The organism is Hymenobacter qilianensis (genome assembly GCF_014638675.1).
GTDB classification, from domain to species: Bacteria; Bacteroidota; Bacteroidia; order Cytophagales; family Hymenobacteraceae; genus Hymenobacter; species Hymenobacter qilianensis.
This window is the reverse complement of record NZ_BMFN01000001.1, coordinates 845,076-863,215: the sequence shown is the minus strand read 5'-3', so window position 1 is coordinate 863,215 and position 18,140 is coordinate 845,076. Positions and strand designations below refer to the sequence as shown.

Here is an 18,140-nt window from a genome sequence, read left to right as displayed (position 1 = left end):
ATACTGCAATTGTTTCGGCAGGAAATAAGGCTGGTACGCAAAGATGTGTTATCTTATTACTAATCAAGAATTAAACTGATAATAAGCATCTTGGCTCCTCCCGTGGCGTGTGCGCTAACCGTTTGATGGAACAGCCACAACTAGCGCCGCTTCTACACCTTGACCCAACCTCGGCTCAACAGTCATCGTACAGCGGCCGACGGCAATGTATTAGCTAATGCCTATTTTCCATTTTCTGTTCCCTGACCATGAAATCCGCTCTGTTTTTCCTTTCCTGCGCCTCCGCTTTGTCGTTGGCTTCCTGCAATACCGACAAAAAAGCCGCCGTTGATGCGGCCACGACGCCCTCGGCCGATACGGCCGTGGTAGCTGATAACGACGTGGTGATGCTCTACCGCGAGCAAGGCAACCGCGTAGCCAATCGCGTCACTACCGATTTGGGTATTACCGACACCGCTCAGGTTCGCGAGGTGCGGCGTGTGTACGATACCCGCGCCACCCGCCTCGGGGAAGTAGACACCCGCTACGCCGCCGACACCACCGGCCGCACCACGGCCCTGCGCGAAATTGACCGCGACACCGACACCAAAATCAAGGACATTGTGAAGGACGATGACCGTTACATGACCTACGAGGAAAAGCGCGCCACCTATTACACGGGCGAAGAATACGCTGCCGAAGCGGAAGAGGATGTGCCTCAGTCTGGCGCTTCAAGTGCCGCCCCGCGCCCTGCTACTCCTGCTCGCCGCCAGGGCCCGGCCATTGTGAAGTCTGAGAGGAAGAAGAACGGTGAATCCAAAACCGTGTACGCCGACGGTCGCACCGTGAAAGTGGACAAAGACGGCGACCGCAAAATCGAATATCCTGACGGCACGAAAGTAAAGCGCGACGCCGATGATGGCGAGCGCAAAGTGAAAGACTAGATTTTGAGCCAAGCGCTTATTCAACAAAAAGCCCGCATCAGTCATGGTGCGGGCTTTTTGTTATAGCTTATTGTGCTACACCAAACGCCTGTAGCTCCTTCGTAATGCGCTCATTCCAGCGTGCCTGAGCGGCGTCGTTCGTGCCATTCCCAGTTTCGCCGTCGTACTGTTCCTGCATGCGGTTCATTTCCTGATACGACAACAGGTATTGATGCTGCAAGTGGCCAGCGTAATAATCGACTGACAGCGTATCCTGCCGAATTCGATGCTTAAAGCGCTCCACCACCAGCTTTACCACATCGAAGTGGCGCTGCTCGTGGTTGAGCGTATAGGGTGTGCGGGCATGGTCGGCTACCCAGGAGGAACTGCGCACCACGAAGGTTTTCATGGCAATACGGAGCTGCATTTTGCCCCCCACAACCTTCGTGGAGCCTTGATACGCGAAGTTGGGAAATATCACCGCTGCGGTATTACCACCAGATTGGCGGGTACCCTTAAAATCAGCAAAATCGAGGGGGCGCTTGGGGTCGTAGAACAGCGTGTCGGCTTCCTGATTATCGATGTAATCGGTGAAGAAAACCTGCACGCCAGTAGCCAGTTTGGCGTTGTGGGGGGCATTTTGCTTTACCCAGGTGTGCAGGTACCGCATCGCTTCAGTTAGCGCCTGACGTAGCGTGGGCTCCACTACGGCAAGCTGGCCGGCGGGGCGGCCATAGCGGGCCGCGCCCTGGTACTCGGTTAGTGCTATCGTTTGGCCGTCGCGCTGCCAGTCGAAGGCCATTTTTATCGTCATGCGGCCATCTACGCGGCCGGGCGCTTTGGGGTCAGACGTCTCCGTGACTTTACACTCCCGCAAACGGATGGTTATGGGGCGCAGCTGCTTATTGGCAGGAAGTGTTTGTTGAATAAACTTCCGAATAGCACTAGCGCCACCGCCTTGCAAATCAATAGCTTGCGCTTTGGAAGCTGGTGCAGCAACGGTAGAAGGCGGCAGCAACGAAGCCACGGCGCGGCGGTCGGGGCGCTCGTCTACCACCTGCGCTACGTAGAACTCCTGGGGGGCAAATGTTTGGGTAGGAGCCAGCAACCGAATGGGCGGCACCGGCCCCGCCGACTGCGCCGCCAGTAAAAGCACCCCCGCAAGTAAGGCTACTACCCAGCGCATTGCCGGGCGCAGAAAAGTCAGCAACATGGAGGGATAAGTGTGTGAAGCCGGAAGCTAGTAATCAAGGCTTCTACATCGGAGCCCTGGCAAAACGTTCCCGCCCGCCAACCGTCAAAAAGCCTCCAGCTTCCGCCCAACTGAACAATAACCCTTCGTAGAAGCTCGCGTTGTTAGCTTTCATCCTAATCAATTACTAGCTATGGAAAATAAGCCCACGACATTGCCGCCCCAGAAGCAGGATCAGCAGCCCGGCCTGGAGCAGGAAATGACGCCCCAACCCGAATATATTCGGCCCAACTATAAAGGCAGTGAAAAGCTGCAAGGCAAAGTAGCCCTCATCACCGGCGGCGACTCCGGCATCGGCCGCTCCGTGGCGGTGCATTTTGCCCGCGAGGGGGCCGATGTGGCCATTACGTATCTGCCCACCGAGGAAGAAGATGCCTATAAAACGCGCCAGCTGGTAGAAGCGGAAGGCCAGCGCTGCCTCACCCTGCCCGGTGACCTGCGCGACCGGCAGTACTGCCAGCAAATAGTGGAGCGCACCGTCGATGAGTTGGGTGGCCTGAATATCGTAGTCAACAACGCCGCCGAGCAGTTTCCCAGTCAAGACCTGAAGGAAGTGTCGGATGAGCAGTGGGAAGACACCTTTCAGGTTAATTTTTTCTCCTTCGTCCGCGTGACGCGCGCCGCCCTCAAGCACCTCAAAGAAGGCGACTCCATCATCTGCACCTCGTCGATTAATGCCTACCGGGGTAACCAGCAGCTCGTCGATTATTCGGCCACGAAAGGCGCTATCACGGTCTTTGTCAGGTCGATGGCTCAGCAATTGGCCGAGAAGAAGATCCGCGTCAACTCAGTGGCTCCCGGCCCCATCTGGACACCGCTTATTCCCGCCAGCTTCCCGCCGGATAAAGTAGCTTCCTTCGGCAAAGACACCACCATGAAGCGCCCCGGCCAGCCCTCCGAAGTAGGCCCCGCCTACGTCTTCCTCGCCTCCGACGACTCCACGTATTTCACCGGCCAAACCCTGCACCCTAACGGCGGCGAAACGGTGAATACGTAAGCCGCTTAAGCTGTAAAAGATGCGTTTAATACCAATTGAACGTCATGCAGAGCGGCCGCGAAGCATCTCGCGTGCTGAGGTTGCCACACTAACCGTCATGCTGAGCCTGTCGAAGCATCTCTACTGGTTAGTAGAATCAATACTATTGCAACGAAGCGGGAGAGATGCTTCGACTCCGCTCAGCATGACGTTCTCTTTTGTTGATTAGCACTCCTCACATCAGCACGCGAGATGCTTCGCGGCCGCTCTGCATGACGGTCGAATTAGGTACTGCGATATAAAAAAGCCCCCCAAACATTTCCTGGGGGGCTTTTTTTATATAAGATCATTTAGGCTAAGCCAACGCAGCTAGAGCAGTACTTAGTTGGGTTTAAACTCGCCATGAATAGCAGCGCGCCAAAATTTCATACCTTAGAAGACGTTCTTTCCCGACTTACCCACCCGCATGGAAACCCTCGATACTCCGATTGCTGCCGCCTCCGCCCCCTTTGATCCTGCGCTGCTGCCGGAGTTGTTTGGGCGGCTCAAAACCCGCAGCGAAGTCCTGCGGCGGGAGGGCGCCAGCGAGCGGATTGCACGCCTGCGTAAGCTGAGCCAGTGGATAGAAAACAACCGCACACGCATTCAGCAGGCCATGTACGCCGACTTCCGCAAGCCCGCGGAGGAAGTGGATATGTCGGAAATCTACGTGTCGCAGGTAGAGCTGAAGCACACCATGCAGCACCTGGCCCAGTGGATGCGCTCCCGCCGCGTGGGCACGCCCCTGGCCATGATGGGTACGAAAGGCTGGGTGCAGCCCGAGCCCAAAGGCGTGGTGCTCATCATTGCCCCCTGGAATTACCCCTTCTACCTGGCCGTCGACCCCCTGACTTCCGCCCTGGCCGCAGGCAACTGCTGCATTCTGAAGCCGTCCGAAATGACGCCCGCCACCAGCGTCCTCATCCGGCAAATGGTGGAGGAGGTGTTTGACCCCAGCGAAGTAGTAGTGTGCGAGGGCGACAAAGACGTGTCCACGGCCCTGCTGAAGCTGCCTTTCGATCATATTTTCTTCACCGGTAGCCCACAAGTTGGCAAAATAGTCATGCGAGCCGCCGCCGAGCACCTCACCTCCGTGACCCTGGAGCTGGGGGGCAAATCGCCGGTGCTGGTGGATGAAACCGCCCACCTGCGCGACGCGGCCGAGAAAATTGTGTGGGGCAAATTCCTCAACGCCGGCCAAACCTGCGTGGCTCCTGACTACCTGCTGGTGCACGAGAAAGTGCGCGACAAGCTGATCGACGAAATCAGGGCCGCCACCCGCCGCCTCCACGACCCTACCGGCGAAGGCGTGCAGCAGTCGAATACTTTTGCGCGCATCGTCAACAAGCATCACTTTCAGCGCGTGAGCAAGCTGCTGGAAGAAGGCCAGCGCCTGGGGGGCATTTTGGAGATGGGCGGCATCGTCGATTCATCGGACAACTTTATTGAGCCCACTCTTCTGGCCGAAGTGCCAGTGGAAGCTGGTTTGTGGAAAGAAGAGATCTTCGGCCCCGTGCTGCCCCTGCGCACCTACAGCACCCTCATGGAAGCCGTAGACTTTATCAACGACCGGCCCCGCCCGCTGGCTCTCTACCTCTTCAGCCGCAGCGCCGAAAACCGCCGCTACGTCCTCAAGCGCGCCCCGGCTGGCGGTGTTGCCCTCAACGATACCATTATTCATCTCATGCACCCGGAGCTGCCTTTCGGCGGCCTCGGCAACAGCGGCATGGGCCGCGCCCACGGCCGCTACGGCTTCGACTCATTTTCCAATCTGAAAGCCGTCTTGAAACAGCGCGTCGGCCAAACCTCAATCAAGCTCCTTTATCCACCTTACACGCCCAAAGTGAAGCAGATGATAGAAATGGTGATGAAGTGGTTTTAAGCATTGGTCCGTGCCGTGTTGAGACGCAAGATTTTGCGTCTCGTCGTTGAACGACGCATTACAAAGCGAGCCCACCATATCTAATAATATCAGCAACGACGAGGCGCAAAATCTTGCGCCTCTACCACTTTATGTGACGTCCGTTTCCGCCGTCAGACAACTTTTCGCGCCCCAAACTACGCGGCATGCCGAGTATATCGAAAAAAATACCGATATTTTCAGACCCGTGATCAGCGCGGACAATACTCTGCTTCTGAATTGATTATGAATCCCACTCCCGCCCACCGCACCCTTCTCAACGCCCTCGCCGACACCTTTATCCCCAGCATTGAAGGCAAAACCGAGAAGGCAGAGTTTTGGGCCCAATGCGGCTCCCAGGGCATTGACGTCGATAAAGCTTTTGCCGCCATTTCTGCACAGCCGGAAGGCGCTCAGCAGGAGTTTAAGCAGTTACTCAAGCTGTTGGAAAACCCGGCGTTAGGATTGACCTGGTTTGGGCCGCTCAAGCCCTTTGTGCGCCTGGATGCAGCCCAGCGCCAGCAGATGCTGCAAAGCTGGGCGGGAAGTAATGTGCCCCAGTTGCGTAAAGGGTTTCACGCCCTTCGCAAGCTGCTCACTTTCCTCTACTACGGCTCGTCGTCGGCGGAAAAAGGCAACGCTACCTGGGCGGCGCTGGGTTACCCTGGCCCGCTGCCCGAGGAGGTCGTGAACACCGAAAAACCGCTGAAAACCCTGCGCCCCACCAACGATATTACCTACGACTGCGACGTGCTGGTGATAGGCAGCGGAGCCGGAGGCGGCGTGGTAGCCGCCGAATTGGCTGTGGCTGGCCACGATGTGTTGGTGCTGGAAAAAGGCCCCTACTGCCACGGCTGCGACTTCACCCAGCGCGAAGTAGATATGATGGGCCAGCTTTATGACGCGCGCGGCGCCCTGTGCACCCAGGATGGCGGCGTAGCCTTGCTGGCCGGCAGCTGCCTGGGCGGCGGCACCACCGTCAATTGGGCTGGCTCGTTTCGTACTCCTGATTATGTGCTGGAAGAATGGGCCAAGGAGCACCAGGTGCCACACTTTACGTCGGCTGAGTTTAAGAACAGCCTCGACGCCGTAAGCCGGGCTTTGAGCGTGAATACGAATTATCAGCGGCACAACGGCCAGAACCAGGCGTTGCTGGAAGGCTCGGCCAAGCTCGGGCAGAGTACCAGATTGATTCCGAGGAATGAAAAAGGCCTCACCGACTCCGAGGCGGACTTCCAGGGCTTGGGCTACACTACCATGGGCGACCGGTACGGCATCAAGCAAGGCACTTTGAATACCTATCTGCCCCAGGCCTTCGCCCACGGAGCCCGCCTGCTGGCCGATACCCGGGTGGAGCGCGTGACGATACAGGCCGGCCAGGCCACTGGCGCCGAAGCCGTGCACACCACCTCCGATGGCAAGCAAGTGCGCGTGACAGTGCGGGCGCGGCGCGTGGTGGTGGCTGGTGGCGCCATCCAGACGCCGGCGCTGCTGTTGCGCAGCGGTTTGCGCCATCCGCACTTAGGTCAGCATCTGCATTTGCACCCCACGGTGGCTGTTTCGGGCCTGTATCCGCAGCTGATAAATCCGTGGCATGGGCCGAGCATGTCGGTGGTCAACGACTGCTTCACGCGCCTCGATGGCACCAACTTCGGGGTGAAGCTGGAAACGCCCCCCGCCCACGCGGGCCTGATGGCTATGGTGCTGCCCTGGCAATCGGGCGAGCAGCACAAGCAGCTGATGCTCAACGCGGCGCATTTGGGCAACTTCATTGTGCTGACCCGCGACCGGGATGGCGGCCGCGTAACAATCGATCAGCACGGGGCTCCCTTGGTCGACTACGTGCTTAGCCCCTTCGACCGCAATTCTATGCTTCAGGGCGTGCGCGCCGCCGCCGAAATTCATGTAGCAGCTGGGGCGCACACGGTGTATTTGCCCCACGGCACTTTGCCCACGCTGCATGCCCAAAATGGCGTGATACAAAACCCTGAGGTGCTGGAGAAGCTGCCGCACCTAGGCTGGAAGCCAAACCAGTTTAGCCTCTACAGCGCCCACCAGATGAGCACCTGCCGCATGGGTGGCGTGCGAGCAACGCACCCATTAGCCCCCAGCGGCGAAACCTACGAGGTCAGCAACCTGTACGTGGCCGATGGCTCGGCCTTTCCTGCTTGTAGCGGCGTCAATCCCATGCTGACCATTATGGCGCTGGCCCACTATACTGCCCAGGAAATAAAGGCCAGATTGGTAGCCAACGGCGAAAAAACGAGGCGGCAGATGGCCGTTAGTGAGTAACGCCTGAGCGGTGCGGCGGGGGGCAAATAGTCGGGGCAGGAGGGAGGAGATGACCATTTGCCGGATTTTCGCGTATGCAGGGCACACTCCTACATTCTGTCCCATGCGTTCCGCCCCTTTCTTTCTTGCTCTGGCCCTGCTGATGGCCACTACGTTTAGCTGTGCCCGTCGCAAAAAGGCTAATATTCCGAATGCTCCTACTACCACTGCTGCCCCGGCGCCGGCCCCGGCCGCGCCCGTAGAGCGCCGCGCCGCCCGCGACCTGACCGACGTGATGACCGACGAGCTGAAATTGCTCCCCGATCAGCAAGTGAAAGTGCGTGCCATCCTGACTTCCACCGTGGAGCAGGTGAATGATGCCCAGAAAAAGCATGGTGCCGACCGCACAGCCCTAATGACTGATTTGAAAGCCATTAATGCCCGCTCGGAAGGCCAGCTCAAACAGGTGCTTACGCCTACTCAATACCAGCAATACCAGACCAAGAAGCGGGCAATGCAGGCTGAAATGCAGTCCCGTAAATCGAGCGGAGGACGCTAGAAAGATTTTGGGCTGTTAAGGTCTAAAGCAATACGAATGCAATAAAGATAGGCGGTCATGCAGAGCGGAGCGAAGCATCTCACGTGCTGATGTTGCAATGGTAACTCAATGACGACACGCGAGATGCTCCGCTCTGCATGACCGCCTTGATAAGTGTTTAAGAAAAAGCCCCCCAGCGTGATGCTGGGGGGCTTTTTCTTGTATGATAGTTTCGTTTACCATTAGTCTTATAAAGATAACTAGCTGACGGATAATACTTTGAAAATATATTGGTTTTAGCAATTATACTTCGGTCTCATGAGGCAACCGTTGGTCTAGTCTGAGCATCTTTTGAGTTGCTGGATACATATATAGAAAAGTAAAGACACTGGTTATCAGAGCTTATTCATAAATTAAGACTACGGTCTCTTTGAATTATAAAGAAAATTCTTCTACTTTGTATTGCCTACTACTAGGTTAGGCACTTAACCCGGTTTTTGCTCTTCCTGCTATGATTGAGTTGCGCGATATCCGTAAAAGTTACGCAGTAGGCCCCAACAGACTGGCCGTGCTCAAAGGCATCGACCTGCACATCCGGGAAGGGGAGTTAGTGAGTATAATGGGCTCATCCGGGTCGGGGAAAAGCACCTTGCTCAATATCCTGGGCATCCTCGACGACTATGACAGCGGCGAGTACCACCTGGCCGGCAACCGCATTGACCGCAACCTTTCGCAGACGCGGGCAGCCCAGTATCGCAATCAGTTTCTGGGGTTTGTGTTTCAGTCGTTTAACCTGTTGAGCTTCAAAAACGCCATGGAAAACGTGGCGCTGCCGCTTTACTATCAGAAAATAGGGCGAAAGGAGCGCAACCGCATGGCCCTAGAGTACCTCGACCGCGTGGGCCTGCTCGACCGCGCCGACCACTTGCCCAGCGAGCTGTCTGGGGGGCAAAAACAGCGCGTGGCCATTGCTCGCGCCCTCATTAGCCAACCCAAGCTCATCCTGGCCGACGAACCCACCGGCGCCCTCGATACGCATACCACCCAGGAGGTGATGGACATTTTCAAGCAGGTGAACCGCGAAGGCATGACGGTTATCATCGTGACCCACGAAAACGACATTGCCGCCCAGACTCACCGCGTAATTAGGGTGCGCGACGGCCTGGTGATAGATGATGAACAAGGCACGGATGAAGAGATGCTGGCCGCTCAGCGCTTCATCAGCTAAATCACGAACACCACAAAACAGCTGCTTCGCTAAGCTGAATACCTTCCCGCTTACTGCCTTTTAGAACAAACGAGCTAACCTTTCTGAGCTATGAAAAAGAACTTACTGATGTGGGCGCTGCTACTGCTGGTGGGCACCGCCCAGGCCCAGGTCACGACCAACGTGGCGAAAACCGTATCCGGCAATGTGGATAAGCAGGCTTTGTCTAAGCAGATAACGCAGCTGATGCGCAACCCCAAGAAGCCAAATCAGGACTTGCAGTTTGTGCTCAGTGGCTGCCACGCCCAGCAGATTATCCGTGACAATAAAGCCGATGTGCAGATGTCGCAGCCGGTGTCGGTGAGCTACAGCAAGGGCGAATCGGGCTGGGGCGTGAAGCTCAAAGACGGCCTGTTTGAAATGAAGCTGGACTTTGAATGGGCCGACGTAACAAACCTGAGCTATGAGGCAGAAACCGATGACGACGACCAGAAATACTACGAGCTGAAAATAAAAAGGCAGAAAAAGGGTGGCGACAGTATCACCTTCGATTTACCACTGTACACGACCAACGAAGCGGTAGTTAAAAACGTGATGCAGCGCTTGGAAAAAGTGCGCCAGAGCTGCAAGTAGGGCTAAAAAAGCCCCCCAGCAAGACATACGTCGGCTCATTAGTGGCACCGACAAATCAACTTCCACAGTACTTCATAAAGCAGCCTCAAAAGCCATGTTCGACATCGATAAGTGGCAGGAGATCTTGGGTACGATGCGCCGCAACAAGCTGCGCACCTTCCTGACTGCGTTTGGGGTGTTTTGGGGAATTTTTATGCTCGTGCTATTGCTGGGTGCTGGCAAGGGAATGGAGAACGGCATTTTCAAGGAATTTGGTGCCGGTGCCCGCAACAGCTTGTATATCAGCGGCGGTAAAACGTCCATTCCGTACAATGGCCTCAAGCCCGGCCGCGAAATCAAGCTCACCAACGTTGACCAAGATGCTATTCGCCGCCAGATAGATGGCGTAGACTTGCTGGCCACCCGCAACCGGCTTTTTGGCGAATATACCATTATGCGAGGCACCAAAAATGGCTCTTACCAAGTGTTTGGGGCCAGTTCCGATTTTTTCGAGCTGAACGGTGAGGTGCTCCATTCAGGCCGCTTGCTCAATCCGATGGACGTGATTGAGCGGCGCAAAGTGATGATTCTGGGCGAGAAGGTGCGTAAAGTGCTCTTTGGCGATGAGCCGGCTTTGGGCGAGTATGTGCAGGTGAAGGGAGTTTTCTTCAAAATAGTGGGCACCTTCACCAACACCCAAAATCAGGGCCGCAACGAAGAACGGGCCTACACGCCGTTTAGCACCTTCCAAACGACGTTTAATCAGTACAATCAGGTGCAGCTTTTTGGTCTGACCTCGCAGCCAGGTATTCCAGTAAAGCAGGTCGAAGACCAGGTGCGCATGCTACTAGCCTCGCGGCACAAGTTTGACCCTGCCGACAAGGAGGCCCTTGACTTAGAGAATAACGAAGAGGAAGTACAGCGTTTTCAGGGCTTATTTAATGGTATTAAGCTTTTTGTGTCCATCATTGGCGTGCTTACGCTGGTAGCGGGCGTGGTCGGGGTGAGCAATATCATGCTCATTATTGTGCAGGAGCGTACCCGCGAAATCGGGGTGCGCAAGGCCTTGGGTGCTACGCCCTGGAGCATTATCAGCATGATTCTGCAAGAGTCGGTGGTCATTACGGGCTTATCGGGCTACCTGGGGCTGCTGGCCGGGGTGGCCGTGCTGGACGCGGTACGCTATGCGCTGGAACAGGCCGGCGGTACTACCTCCTACTTCGACCGGCCGGAAGTAGACGTGACGGTGGCCGTTAGCGCCATTATACTGCTGGTTATAGCTGGTGCCATAGCCGGTTTGGTGCCCGCCATGAAAGCAGCCAATGTGAAACCTATTGAAGCTTTAAGAGCCGAATGAACTGAATAAAATGAGAACAAAAACTCCCCTCCTTACCAAGGATGGGACGCCATGCCAAAGGGGCGGCTGGGGTGGTTGAGGACGTTGCTGATGTTGTTTAGTCAGCTTCGTTAAAAAGCCCCCCAGACAATCAAACAACTAAACAACAACCGCAACCACCCCAGCTTTGGCTGCGCCAAAGCATCCCCTCCTTGGTAAGGATGGGAGCTAATCGTTCGGACTCTCCCCTCTGGCTTCAACACTGCCTTATTCTTAACTCCCATGTTTGACCTAGATAAATGGAGCGAAATCTGGAGCACCGTACGGCGGCACAAGCTGCGCACGGGGCTGACGGCGTTTGGCGTGTTCTGGGGTATTTTCATGCTGGTAGTACTGTTGGGCGCAGGCAAAGGCTTCCGTAATGGGGTAGAGCAGGAGTTCGATGTAGCCAAAAACGCCGTTTTCGTTTGGACCCAGCGCACCAGCGTACCCCACATGGGCCTGAAAGCGGGCCGGTTTATCCAACTCACCAACGACGACGTGCGGGCCATTGAGCGCCAGGTGCCGGAGGCCGCTTTCATATTGCCGCGCTGCGAGCTGCATGGCACGTTTACGGTGCAGGTGCCGCCCAAAAGTGGGGCATTTACGGTGAAGGGCGAGTACCCTGGCTACCCCGCTATTCAGGCTTTGGATTTGGAGCGGGGACGCTTCGTGAATGAAATGGATATCCGGGAGCGGCGCAAGGTGGCCATTATCGGCAACCGCGTGGTAGATGTGCTCTTTATGGGCGCTGACCCTATGGGTAAGTATATCAATATCAAGGGCATCTACTTCCGGGTGGTGGGCGTGTTCAAAGGTACCGGCCGGCCCGAGGAAGCCCAGCAGAATGCGCAGACCATCTTCGTGCCGCTGACTACTCTGCAAATTGCTTTCAACCAGGTAAATAAGGTCGACTACTTCGCCTTTATCCCGAAGCCCGGCATTCCGGCAGCCGTTGTGGAAACCAAGGTGAAGGAGGTGCTCCGACGTCAGCACAAAGTAGCGCCCACCGACGACCGCGCTTTCGGCTCGGCCAATGTGGAGGAGGAATACGCCCGCGTGCAGGGCCTGTTTACGGGCATTTCGGGCTTTAGCTGGCTAGTAAGCATCGGGACCATTTTGGCGGGCATTATCGGTGTGAGCAACATCATGCTGATTGTGGTAAAGGAGCGCACCAAGGAAATCGGGATTCGTAAGGCCTTGGGCGCCACGCCCTTCAGCATCGTGAGCCTGATTGTGCAAGAAAGCATCGTGCTGACGGCCGTGGCTGGTATGGTGGGGCTGCTGGCCGGCACCGCGCTGATGGCTGGCATCAATAACCTGATTGCGGGTGAGCAGATGAGCTTTTTTGCTAATCCTCAGGTAGATGTCGGCGTCGCCCTTACGGCTATCGGGCTGCTGGTTTCGGCTGGTGCCCTGGCCGGACTTGTACCCGCTACCATTGCTGCCCGCGTGCAGCCGGTAGTAGCTTTAAAAGATGAGTAAGGCAGAAATTGCCCCCCAGAATACTTAATTCAATCTACTACCCATGAAACGTTTCATCCTTGCTCTCCTAGTGTTACTGCTGTTGGCTGGTTTCGGCTGGCTGGGCTACTACTTCTACCGCCAGGCCAACGTGGACCCTATCGTGTACAAAACGGAGCAGCCGTTTGTCGCTGACATTGTGAAGAAAACAGTGGCTACGGGCAGCATTGTGCCACGACGGGAAGTGCTGATTAAGCCCCAGGTATCGGGGATTGTGGAGGAGCTGTATGTGGAGGCGGGCCAGCCCGTGAAGGAAGGTCAGCTCATTGCCCGCATTCGCACCGTGGCCAACGCCGCCAGCGTCAACAGCGCCAAAACCGGCATTCAGGCCGCGCGCATTGCCTTGGAAACCAGCAAAATGGAGCTGGACCGGCAGCAAAGGCTCTATGATCAAAAGGTAATTGCCCAGCAGGAATACCTGCGCTTCCTAAATGATTATCGGGCCAAGCAGCAGGCCCTGGACGCGGCCGAGAGCAACCTCCAGATTGCTCAGCGCGGCGCGTCCCGCAACACCGGCGGCTCGCTGAATCTGGTTCGTTCTACCATCACCGGACTGCTGCTGGATGTGCCGATTAAAGTGGGTGCATCGGTGGTGGAGCGCAATAACTTCAACGAAGGCACCACCATCGCCTCCGTGGCCGACATGAAAAGCCTCGTGTTTGAGGGCAAAATCGACGAGAGTGAAGTGGGCAAAGTGCGCGAAGGCATGGACCTTAACCTGACCATCGGGGCGCTGGAAAACCAGGCGTTTCCGGCCACGCTTGAATACATTGCCCCCAAAGGCGTGCTGGAAGAAGGCGCCATCAAGTTTCAGGTGCGCGCCCGCCTGAACCTCAAGCCGGGGCAGTTTCTGCGGGCTAATTATTCGGCCAACGGCGACATCGTGCTGGGCCGCCGCGACGACGTGCTGGCTATTCGCGAAAGCCTGCTGCAGTTTGGTAAGGTGAACAAGGACAGCGTGTTTGTGGAGATCGAAAAAGCCCCCCAGCAGTTCCAGAAGCGCATGATCAAGACAGGCTTGTCGGATGGCATCAACGTCGAAATCGTGTCGGGCCTGAGCAAAGAGGATAAAGTGAAAGTGCTAGGCCCGCCAGCCGAGGACGAGAAGAAAAAGTCGTAAGGCGCCGGTAGGCATTGACTGGTATGCAAACGGCGCCACCAGGGTAAAACTCTTACCTCGGTGGCGCCGTTTGCACACCATTACTTACTTCCCCTAGCTGTGCGCCGCCAATCCTACACCCTGCATTTCAATCCGAAGCTCAGCCTTAATGCTGATAAAAAGCACGTGCGCGACGGCCTCTCCACGGTGTTGCGCACCGGCGACAACCTCTGGCTGAGCTGCGACGAGCGCACCACTATCGAGCGCCTGCGCCTCATTGGGCCCCACGAGTTTGGCGAGCATTGCTCTTATGAGCTTACCGACCTGCTCGACCTGCCTTCGGATGACGATGAGGAGATTGACATTGAGGGCATGGGTGAGGCAGATAACTACCTCTGGCTGATCGGCTCGCATAGCCTGAAGCGGAAAAAGCCCAACCACAAAGACACAGACACGGCTAAGCAGATAGCGCGTTTGGCCAAGATCGAAGAAGAGCCGAACCGGTACTTGCTGGCGCGTATTCCGCTGGTATTGAACCCCGAAACCGGCGACTATGAGTTGCACAAAGAAGCGCCGCACCCCACTGACTCTACCAAAATGCTGACTGTTTCGCAGCTGCACAGCAACAGCGACACCAATGCCAATGAACTGTTCGACTTCCTGTCGGACGACCCGCACCTGAAGCCATTTATTAAGATTCCGGGCAAAGACAACGGGTTTGATATTGAAGGTTTGGCGGCGGCACCCGATGGCCGCTTGTTTGTGGGACTACGGGGGCCGGTGCTTCGGGGCTGGGCTATTGTGCTGGAGCTGTTGCCGATAGAAGATAAAAAGGGCCGCCTGCGCCTGGATAAGCTAGACGGCGCTGAGCAGGTCTATTACAAAAAGCATTTCCTGGCGCTGGGTGGGATGGGGCTGCGTGAGCTGCGCCAGCTCGGCCCCGATATTCTGATGCTGGCCGGCCCCACTATGGACCTTGACGGCACCATCGCGGTGTACCGCTGGCCCAACGCGCTTGTGCAGCCCCAGGACAGCCTCATCGGCCCCGACAAGATCCATCGCCTCTTCGATGTGCCGCACGGCCACGGGCCTACCTCGGGCCAGGATAAAGCTGAGGGCATGGCCATACTCGACGATAAGCACGTACTCATCGTGTTTGACAGCCCCACGGAAGCGCGCAAAAAAGCCCCCCACCAAGTGGTAGCCGACTCCTTTCTGCTGCCCTTAACATCAGCCAGTTAATTTATTGGTTGGTCATGCAGAGCGGCAGCGAAGCATCTCGCGTGCTGACAAAGGAGTAGTAATCTAACGGCGCGAGCGAGATGCTTCGCTACCGCTCTGCATGACGTTCTAAAGAAAAAATACTCATCCCGCCTATGGCCTCTGATGCGCCCTTAATTCGTACGCCCGAAACCACGCACCGCATTCATTTTCAGGATTGCGATATGCTGGGCCACCTCAATAATGCCCGCTACCTCGACTATTTTCTGAATGCCCGCGAGGAGCATACCACCCAGCACTACTCCCTGAACCTGGGCGAGCTGGCCCGCGAGTCGCAGGCCGGATGGGTGATTACCAAGCACCATATTGCCTATCTGCGCCCCGCCAACCACGGCGAACAAGTGCTCATTCGAAGCCAGCTTATTCATTTCGACAACTCCAATCTGGTGGTTGAAATGCAGATGCTGAGCCAGGATGGCACCCGCCTGAAAGCGCTGCTCTGGTCAGAAATGGCCTTCGTGAACGTGCGCACCGCTACCCGCACCGACCACGCCGACGCTATGATGGACATGCTCGATGCCTTAGATATTGAAGACGTAGAATACGACCCCGATGGCTTCGATGAGCGGGTGCGCTACGTGCGCAAGCAGCTCAAGCGCGAGCGGGGCGAAAAGGAAAGCACGGAGTAACCTGTTCAGCTTGCTTTGCGTTAAACCTAAACCGGAACCGCCCTGCGGGGTCCGGTTTTTTGTTTGTGTAGTGTGTACTCTAAAAAGCTAGAAGTCATGTCATTATTTGGAAGTGATAAACTAAAAGGAAAGAAAATAGCCATCGTCGCCACCGACGGTTTCGAGCAGTCGGAGTTGGAACAGCCGAAGAAATATCTGGAGAATGAGGGTGCCGAAACCCACGTTATTTCGCTGAAGAGCGGTTCTATCAAGGGCTGGGACAAAGACGATTGGGGCGACAAGGTGAGCGTAGACAAGCTCATCGGCGATGCCCGCGTAGAGGATTATGATGCGCTGGTGTTGCCTGGGGGGCAAATCAACCCCGACAAGCTGCGTGTAGAGCAAAAAGTAGTGGACTTCGTGACGGAGTTTATGCACTCGGGTAAAGTAGTGGCCGCCATCTGCCACGGCCCCTGGGTACTGGTAGAAACGGGCCTGCTACGCGGCAAAAAAGTAACCAGCTACCCCAGCATCAAAACTGACCTGAAGAACGCCGGTGCCCTTTGGGAAGACAGCGAAGTGGTGGTAGATAAAGGCCTCATCACCAGCCGCAACCCCAATGATATTCCTGCCTTCAATAAAAAGATTGTAGAGGAAATTCTGGAAGGCGTACACGCCACGCGCTAGCCGGATGCCAGTTAGATAATTAGTAAAAAAGCCCCCCAGATACTGTCTGGGGGGCTTTTTTCTTACGCTGTGATTTGGAATGTAGAGACGCGGATTCGCGTGTCGCCGTTGAACGATGGGTATCGTGCCGTTCGCATAATTCGCATAAACAACCTCAGCAACGATTAGACGCGAACCGAAGGTCGGCAAAGCCAATACGCGTTTCTACAGAAGGCGTAGCAAATCGGCGGCGAACTGATGGTACAGGAAGTAGAAGCACACATCAAACACCAGTAAAAAAGCCCCCTGCACCCACAACGAGCGGCCGAAGCCAAGGAGGCGCTCGGGGCGGCGGTCGGTGGAGGCGGCGCGGGCCCGGAGCCAACTGCCTGTGGCTATGTAAGCTACGTCGAGGCCGGCGTTGAACAGCAGGATTTTCTCGAAGTTGAATTGTGCCGTTAAGCTGTCGGCCAACGTCATACCGGCAACCTGGTTGGGGTGGGCACTCAGGATGCCAAATACGGCTAGCGCCACGTTTACCAGGTTCCAGCCCACGTTCATCTGATGGAAGTAGTGCGCCTCCGTGCGCTTATCGGTGCGAGCCACCAAGTAGCCGCTCACCACCAGGTTCAGCAGGGCCCATGCGCCGAGCACGCCCATGCCGCGCTCGGCCAGCAGCTCCCGGCTCCGGTTGAGCAGGGGCAAAGCGTCGGTAGGATCGGGAAGGGCAAGAAGCAGGGTGGCCAACGGCATAGCAAACGGTAAGAAAATGACACAAAAAAAGGAAGCCCAATGGGCTTCCTTTTTGAAAAGCATGATAGGGGCGAATTAGTTAGAAATGCCGATTCCGAGGTACACCTGGAACACGCCGTTTTTCACGTTATCGTAAGCATCAGCACCGGCATCTTGCGGGTCGTTGTAGATGTCGGCCAAGCCAAGGTCATAGCGGGCGCCGAGGCGAGCCGGCCCAATGCGGGCTTCTACGCCGCCTACCACGCCGTACTCCAGGCTGTTGAGGCCAACATCCGAAATGCTGCGCTCGCGCCCGGCGTACTTGGCATTTACGAGCAGTGAAACCTGCGGGCCAACGTGCAGGCTGACGTTGTCGACGATGTTATAAACGAGCAGCACCGGCACTTGCAGATAGTCGAGGCGGGTTTGCTCTTTGCTGCCGGCGGGTTGGCCAGTTACCAAGTCAAACGCTTGGGCATCAAAGCCTTTGCGCGAAAACAAGAACTCCGGCTGAATGGAGAATTTGTTGTTGAGGGCAAACTGCGCATACACGCCGGCGTGGTAAGACTTAAGGCTTTCGAGGTCCTGATAAGCGTCTTTGTCCTGACCGCGCAAGTCGGCCAGGTTGAAGCCGGCTTTAATCCCGAATCCGTTGTTGCGCGAGTCGCTGCTGCCAAAGCCGTAGTCGGTGGAGGAACGCACGCCGATGGGGCCATCCTGGGCGGAAGCGGAAAAAGCGGCGGCGCAAAAGATGAAGAGGAGGAGTAATTTTTTCATAAGACAAAATGGGTAAGAAGGGGAGAAAACCTGCTGCCAGCTAGTGATAGGACTAAGGTGAGACGGACTGGGTTGTAGGTTTCTATAGCACGTTACGCGCAAGCTTCGCGGAGGTTAAAAAAAATGTGGCTCCCCTGAGTAGCAGCAATGCCTGAGGCGTGTATATTTGGCCCTTTCCGGCCGCCGCCAGTTGGCTTTGGGGTATTAGCTCAGTTGGTTCAGAGCACTACCTCGACAAGGTAGGGGTCACTGGTTCGAGCCCAGTATGCCCCACTTAAAGCCGAGCCCCGCTACGTGTAGCGGGGCTTTTTTGTGCCCAAGTGCTAACAAACGGGCTGCCTTTGCATTACTAAGTGGTAGGCTAGGCCGTCATGCAGAGCA

Annotated in this window: 16 protein-coding genes and 1 tRNA gene; 14 read left to right on the top strand and 3 right to left on the bottom strand. The window is 56.3% G+C overall.

Features of this window, described 5'->3' with window-relative positions; genetic code table 11:
* Positions 1-248 precede the first annotated feature (248 nt).
* Complete coding sequence (locus IEW06_RS03600) at positions 249-923, top strand: T-complex 10 C-terminal domain-containing protein (protein WP_187733855.1); 675 nt, start codon at positions 249-251, stop codon at positions 921-923.
* Positions 924-990: 67 nt separating this feature from the next.
* Here the strand turns inward: IEW06_RS03600 and IEW06_RS03595 are convergent, their stop codons facing one another.
* Complete coding sequence (locus IEW06_RS03595; RefSeq protein WP_188547453.1) at positions 991-2,115, bottom strand: hypothetical protein; 1,125 nt, start codon at positions 2,113-2,115, stop codon at positions 991-993.
* A 172-nt stretch (positions 2,116-2,287) separates the two neighbouring features.
* Here IEW06_RS03595 and IEW06_RS03590 point away from each other — a divergent pair, with 172 nt between their 5' ends.
* From IEW06_RS03590 to IEW06_RS03535, 12 genes are all read left to right on the top strand, one after another.
* Positions 2,288-3,151 (top strand): SDR family oxidoreductase, encoded by an 864-nt coding sequence (locus tag IEW06_RS03590; protein WP_187733859.1) that lies wholly within the window; start codon positions 2,288-2,290, stop codon positions 3,149-3,151.
* A gap of 445 nt (positions 3,152-3,596) precedes the next feature.
* Complete coding sequence (locus tag IEW06_RS03585; protein WP_187733860.1) at positions 3,597-5,051, top strand: aldehyde dehydrogenase family protein; 1,455 nt, start codon at positions 3,597-3,599, stop codon at positions 5,049-5,051.
* A 264-nt stretch (positions 5,052-5,315) separates the two neighbouring features.
* On the top strand, positions 5,316-7,361 hold the full coding sequence (locus IEW06_RS03580; RefSeq protein WP_187733861.1) for an FAD-dependent oxidoreductase: 2,046 nt from the start codon (positions 5,316-5,318) through the stop codon (positions 7,359-7,361).
* A gap of 103 nt (positions 7,362-7,464) precedes the next feature.
* Positions 7,465-7,899: a DUF4890 domain-containing protein gene (locus IEW06_RS03575; RefSeq protein ID WP_187733862.1), complete on the top strand. Its 435-nt coding sequence runs from the start codon at positions 7,465-7,467 to the stop codon at positions 7,897-7,899.
* 490 nt (positions 7,900-8,389) lie between these two features.
* Positions 8,390-9,106 carry an ABC transporter ATP-binding protein gene (locus IEW06_RS03570; protein ID WP_188547451.1) on the top strand — a complete coding sequence of 239 codons (717 nt, stop codon included), beginning with the start codon at positions 8,390-8,392 and terminating at the stop codon, positions 9,104-9,106.
* Positions 9,107-9,196: 90 nt separating this feature from the next.
* Entirely contained in the window at positions 9,197-9,718 is a 522-nt protein-coding gene (locus IEW06_RS03565; protein WP_187733863.1) for a hypothetical protein, read from the top strand.
* A gap of 94 nt (positions 9,719-9,812) precedes the next feature.
* Complete coding sequence (locus IEW06_RS03560; protein ID WP_187733864.1) at positions 9,813-11,054, top strand: ABC transporter permease; 1,242 nt, start codon at positions 9,813-9,815, stop codon at positions 11,052-11,054.
* A gap of 261 nt (positions 11,055-11,315) precedes the next feature.
* On the top strand, positions 11,316-12,557 hold the full coding sequence (locus IEW06_RS03555) for an ABC transporter permease (RefSeq protein ID WP_187733865.1): 1,242 nt from the start codon (positions 11,316-11,318) through the stop codon (positions 12,555-12,557).
* Between the two features lie 43 nt (positions 12,558-12,600).
* A complete protein-coding gene (locus IEW06_RS03550; protein WP_187733866.1) occupies positions 12,601-13,716 on the top strand; it encodes an efflux RND transporter periplasmic adaptor subunit in 1,116 nt (371 codons plus the stop codon).
* A 99-nt stretch (positions 13,717-13,815) separates the two neighbouring features.
* The gene (locus IEW06_RS03545; RefSeq protein WP_223284833.1) at positions 13,816-14,937 is read left to right on the top strand and encodes a DUF3616 domain-containing protein; all 1,122 of its coding nucleotides are present in this window, start codon (positions 13,816-13,818) and stop codon (positions 14,935-14,937) included.
* Positions 14,938-15,071: 134 nt separating this feature from the next.
* The gene (locus IEW06_RS03540; RefSeq protein ID WP_187733867.1) at positions 15,072-15,605 is read left to right on the top strand and encodes an acyl-CoA thioesterase; all 534 of its coding nucleotides are present in this window, start codon (positions 15,072-15,074) and stop codon (positions 15,603-15,605) included.
* Between the two features lie 96 nt (positions 15,606-15,701).
* The gene (locus IEW06_RS03535) at positions 15,702-16,271 is read left to right on the top strand and encodes a type 1 glutamine amidotransferase domain-containing protein (protein ID WP_187733868.1); all 570 of its coding nucleotides are present in this window, start codon (positions 15,702-15,704) and stop codon (positions 16,269-16,271) included.
* Between the two features lie 204 nt (positions 16,272-16,475).
* Here IEW06_RS03535 and IEW06_RS03530 read toward each other — a convergent pair whose 3' ends face one another.
* Positions 16,476-17,003 (bottom strand): DUF6992 family protein, encoded by a 528-nt coding sequence (locus IEW06_RS03530; protein ID WP_187733869.1) that lies wholly within the window; start codon positions 17,001-17,003, stop codon positions 16,476-16,478.
* 75 nt (positions 17,004-17,078) lie between these two features.
* The gene (locus tag IEW06_RS03525) at positions 17,079-17,759 is read right to left on the bottom strand and encodes a porin family protein (RefSeq protein WP_187733870.1); all 681 of its coding nucleotides are present in this window, start codon (positions 17,757-17,759) and stop codon (positions 17,079-17,081) included.
* A gap of 198 nt (positions 17,760-17,957) precedes the next feature.
* Here IEW06_RS03525 and IEW06_RS03520 point away from each other — a divergent pair.
* Positions 17,958-18,032 (top strand) — tRNA-Val (locus IEW06_RS03520).
* The last annotated feature ends 108 nt before the right edge of the window (positions 18,033-18,140 follow it).